Origin of the sequence: Bradyrhizobium sp. PRIMUS42 (assembly GCF_023006515.1) — a bacterium.
GTDB lineage: Bacteria > Pseudomonadota > Alphaproteobacteria > Rhizobiales > Xanthobacteraceae > Bradyrhizobium.
On record NZ_JALBGZ010001240.1, the window covers coordinates 1 to 1,067 of the forward strand.

General features: G+C 67.9%; 1 protein-coding gene. It reads left to right on the forward strand.

What is annotated here, in order from left to right; all coding sequences use genetic code 11:
* The coding region (locus MOV75_RS39380) for an ATP-binding protein (RefSeq protein WP_247008237.1) at positions 1-1,067 on the forward strand (1,067 nt) is incomplete at both ends.

Genomic DNA, 1,067 nt, shown 5'->3' on the forward strand with positions numbered 1-1,067 from the left:
CGCTGTCCGACGCGCGCGACCAGGCCGACGCCGCCAACCGCGCCAAATCGCGCTTTCTCGCCATGGCCTCGCACGAGATCCGCACGCCGCTGAACGGCATCATCGGCATGGGCGGCCTGTTGCTCGACACCACGCTGACGCCGGAACAGACGACCTACGCCAGAGCGGTGAAGACGTCAGGCGAAGCCCTGATGGCGCTGATCGAGGAGCTGCTCGACTATTCCAAGATCGAGGCGGGCAAGCTCGATCTCGAGCAACGCCCGTTCGCGCTCTCGACCCTGGTCGAGGAGATCACAGAGCTGCTCGCGCCGCGCGCGCAGGCAAAGCAGCTCGAGATCGCGGCCTATGTCGACGAGCGCCTGCCGCTTGAAGTCGTCGGCGACGCCGCCCGGCTGCGCCAGGTGCTGCTCAATCTCGCCGGCAACGCCATCAAGTTCACAAGCAACGGCGGCGTCGCGCTGATCGTCGAACCCGGCATTTGGCCGAACGAGATCAGCTTCCTGGTCCGCGACACCGGCATCGGCATCGCACCGGAAGCACAGCAACGCATCTTCCGCGAGTTCGAGCAGGCCGACGAGCGCATCGCCCGCACCTATGGCGGCACCGGGCTCGGCCTTTCCATCAGCGAGCGCATCGCAAGGCGCATGGGCGGCCGGATCACGCTCACGAGCGAGCCGGGCAAGGGCTCGACCTTCGAGATCGCGGTGCCGCTTCCGCCGTCGCAAGCCAGCGCGGGACAGACGGCCTTTCCGAGTCCCGACCTCGCCGGCAAGTCGATGCTTCTGGTCGCCGACGGCATCGAGGCCTCGCTGATCGCGCGGCGCCTGGAGCGTTGGGGCGGCCAGACCTGCATGGTTGTGGATGCGGCGGTCGCCGAAGCGCTGTTGCCCGAACGCTCATGGCACGCGGTGCTGATCGATCGTGCGATCGGCCCTGCCATGGCCGACCGCCTGGGCGAAATGGCCCGCACGCATGCGCCACAGCGTCTCGTGCTGCTGACGTCGAGCTCGCGCCATGAAAAGCTGTCGCCGGCCTTCACCGGCTTTCTGGTGAAGCCGCTGCGGGCA